Raw genomic sequence first — 3,973 nt, forward strand, 5'->3', positions numbered from 1 at the left:
CGGTGTGGCGGGTGTGATCAAGATGGTGATGGCGATGCGTCACGGCAGGCTGCCGCGCACGCTGCATGTGGATGCTCCGTCGTCGCACGTCGACTGGTCCGCCGGTGCAGTGGAGTTGCTGACCGGTGAGCGGGTGTGGCCGGGGGAGGAGCGGGCTCGCCGGGCCGGTGTGTCCTCGTTCGGGATCAGCGGCACCAACGCCCACGTCATCCTCGAACAGCCCGAGCCGGTCGCGGAACCCGAGACCGGCGGGGACGGGATCGCCGCCCTCGCCCCCGGCATCGTGCCGTGGGTCCTGTCGGGCCGTACCGAGGAGGCACTGCGCGCCCAGGCCGCGCGGCTGCTGGCCCAGGTCGAGGGCCACCCCGGCCTGCGCCCCGTGGACCTGGCGCTCTCCCTGGCCACGCAGCGTTCCCTCTTCGACCACCGCGCCGTGGTCCTGACGGACGACCGCGAGACCGCCGTCCGTGGCCTCGCGGCCGTCTGCGTCGGTGAGCCGGACCCCGCCGTCGTCCTCGGCGCCGTCGAGCCCGGCCGTACCGCGTTCCTGTTCTCGGGGCAGGGGTCGCAGCGTCTGGGGATGGGGCGTGGTCTGTACGAGCGTTTCCCGGTGTTCGCGGAGGCGTTCGACGCGGTCTGCGCCGGACTCGACGAGCACCTGGACCGCCCGCTGCGTGAGGTGGTCTGGGGCGACGATACGTCGGTTCTGGACGGGACGGCGTACGCGCAGGCCGGTCTCTTCGCCGTCGAGGTGGCGCTGTTCCGGCTGGTCGAGTCGTGGGGTGTGCGTCCGGAGTTTGTTGCCGGTCATTCGATCGGTGAGGTGGCGGCCGCGCATGTGGCGGGTGTGTTCTCGCTGGCGGACGCGTGTGCTCTGGTGGCTGCTCGTGGGCGGCTGATGCAGGCGTTGCCGGAGGGCGGCGCGATGGTGGCTGTGGAGGCGTCCGAGGCGGAGGTGCTGCCGCATCTGGAGTCTGTCGAGGGTGTGTCGGTCGCTGCGGTCAACGGTCCGTCGTCCGTGGTCGTCTCGGGCGCCGAGGACGCGGTCGAGGCGGTGGCGGAGGTGTTCCGTGAGCTGGGGCGTCGGGTCAGCCGGCTGCGGGTGTCGCACGCTTTCCACTCGCCGCTGATGGAGCCCATGCTCGACGCGTTCCGCGAGGTCCTGCGGGATCTGTCGTTCGCCGAGCCGCGTCTGCCGGTCGTCTCGAACGTCTCGGGCCGGATTGCCGAGCCGGGTGAACTGACCGCGCCGGACTACTGGGTGCGGCATGTCCGTGAGGCCGTCCGGTTCGACGACGGTGTGCGGGCCCTCGCGGAAGAGGGCGTCACTCGGTTCGTGGAGCTGGGTCCCGACGGGGTGCTCAGTGGCATGGCGCGGGCCAGTGCCGGTGAGGACGCCGTCCTCGTCCCGCTCCTGCGCAAGGACCGCGAGGAAGTGGCCGTCGCACTGAGCGCCCTCGCCGAACTGCACGTGCGGGGCGTCTCCGCCGGCTGGGGCGCCGTCCTCGACGGCACGGGCGGCCGCGCGGTCGACCTGCCCACCTACGCGTTCCAGCACGAGCACTACTGGCCCACGGGAACGACCACCGGGACCGGGGACATCCGCCTCGCCGGACTCGGTGCGGCCGGGCACCCGCTGCTCGGCGCGGCCGTGGAGCTGGCCGGCGCCGACGGTCTGATCCTCACCGGACGCCTCTCGACACGGTCGCACCCGTGGCTCGCCGACCACGTCGTCCAGGGTGCCGTGCTGGTGCCGGGGACGGCCCTGCTGGAGATGGCCGTGCGCGCCGCCGACGAGGCGGGCTGCGGATCGGTCGAGGAGCTGACCCTGTCCGCGCCCCTGGTGCTGCCCGAGCGCGGCGCCGTGCGCGTCCAGGTGGGCGTCGGCGAACCCGACGAATCCGGCCGCCGCACCGTCGCGATCCACTCCCGGGATGACGGCGACGAACGGCAGCCCTGGAGCCTGCACGCCCAGGGCGTACTCGCCCCGGAGGCCATCGACGCGGACCCGGCGGCCGAAGGCTTCGACGCCTCCGTATGGCCCCCACGGGACGCCGTGCCGGTCGACGTGACCGACTGCTACGAGAGCCTGGCCGAGGCCGGACTGCGCTACGGCCCCGTCTTCCAGGGGCTGCGGGCCGCCTGGCGCCGGGACGACGAGGTGTTCGCCGAGGTCGCCCTGCCCGACGGTGTCGACGCCACCGCCTTCGGTCTGCACCCGGCCCTCTTCGACGCCGCCCTGCACGCCTCCTTCGCCTTCGGCGGCGACGACGCGCCCGGCGGGGTGCCCTTCGTCTGGGAGAACGCCGCCCTGCACGCGTCCGGCGCCTCCGTCCTGCGGACCCGGCTGACCCGGACCGGTGACGACACGCTGGCCGTGCACGTGGCCGACCCGACCGGAGCCCCCGTCGCCTCGGTCGGCTCCCTCACCGTCCGCGCCGCCGCCGGTGCCCGCGCGGCCGACACCGCCGAACCGCTGTACCGCGTGGAGTGGGCCCCGGCCCGGGGCACGCGTGCGACCCCCGCAGCGGGATCCGTCGCCCTCCTCGGCGAGGGCGTCGCCGATCTCGCGGACGACGACGCAGCCGTCCACGCCGACCTGCAGGAGCTGGCCACGGCCGACGCGGTGCCGGAGATGGTCGTGGTCGCTGTTCCGCCCGCCCTGGACACCGAGGGCGTCGTGGGCTCCGCGCACGCCTCGGCCGCCTGGGCGCTCGCGCTGGTCAAGGAGTGGCTGGCGCAGGAGCGGTTCGCCGGCTCCCGTCTGGTCTTCATCACCCGAGGCGGTCACGTCACGGAGCCCGCCTCCACTCTGCCCGGCGCGCCCGTACGCGGTCTGGTGCGTTCCGTGGCGCTGGAACACCCGGGCCGCTTCGGCCTGCTGCATCTCCCGGCGGGTACGGACGCGGGGCGGCTGTTCGCGGCCCTCACCGTGGACGAACCGGAGACCGCCGTGCTGAACGGCGAGGTGTGCGTCCCGCGCCTGGTCCGCACGACGCCGGGCGCCGGGGGAGAGGAGACCGCGGAATCGTCGGCCGGTCTCGGCTCCGGAACCGTGCTGCTGACCGGCGGCACAGGTGGGCTGGGGCGGATCGTCGCCCGGCACCTGGTGGTCGAGCGCGGGGTGCGGGACCTGCTGCTCGTGAGCCGGAGCGGTGCCGCCGCCGAGGGCGTCGACGCCTTCACCGCGGAGCTGACCGGCCTCGGCGCCCGGGTGTCGGTCGCCGCCTGCGACCTGGCCGACCGCCCCGCGCTCGACGCCCTGCTGGCCGGAGTACCGGCCGACCGCCCGGTGCGCGCCGTCGTGCACGCGGCGGGCGTCCTGGACGACGGCATGGCCGAGTCGCTGACGGCGGAGCGGGTTGCTGCGGTCCTGCGTCCGAAGGTGGACGCGGCGTGGAACCTGCACGAGGCGACGTGTGGCCTTGATCTTGAGGCGTTCGTGGTGTTCTCGTCGGTGGCGGGGACGTTCGGGAGTGCGGGGCAGGGCGCGTACGCGGCGGGGAACGTGTTCCTGGACGCGTTGGTGGAGTACCGGCGGGCTCTGGGTCTTCCGGGTGTGTCGCTGGTGTGGGGCCCGTGGGCGCAGGACGCGGGGATGACGCGGGGACTGTCGGAGACCGACCGGCGGCGTATCGCCCGGTCCGGTCTGCCGCCGGTCGAGGCCGAGCAGGGGACCGCGCTCTTCGACGCGGCCCTGGCCTCGGGTGAGCCGGTCGTCCTCCCCGTCCGCCTCGACCTGGCCGCCCTGCGCGGTGAGGAGGACGTACCGGCTCTCTTCCGTGGTCTGGTGCGGCGGCGTGGTCGTCGTGCGGCTGCGGGTGGTTCGGTGGCGGCGGCTGGTCTGGTGCAGCGTCTTGGGGCGTTGGGTGGGGATGAGCGTCGTGAGGTGTTGCTGGATCTGGTGCGTGGTCAGGTTGCGGTGGTGTTGGGGCATGCGGGTGTGCAGTCGGTGGATCCGGGGCGTGCGTTT

The 3,973-nt window shown here is 74.1% G+C and carries 1 protein-coding gene; it reads left to right on the forward strand.

What is annotated here, in order from left to right:
* Window positions 1-3,973: type I polyketide synthase (locus IF45_RS0130960; protein WP_030310932.1), on the forward strand; the 3,973-nt coding region annotated here is incomplete at both ends.

This window comes from Streptomyces albidoflavus (assembly GCF_000719955.1).
GTDB classification, from domain to species: domain Bacteria; phylum Actinomycetota; class Actinomycetes; order Streptomycetales; family Streptomycetaceae; genus Streptomyces; species Streptomyces albidoflavus.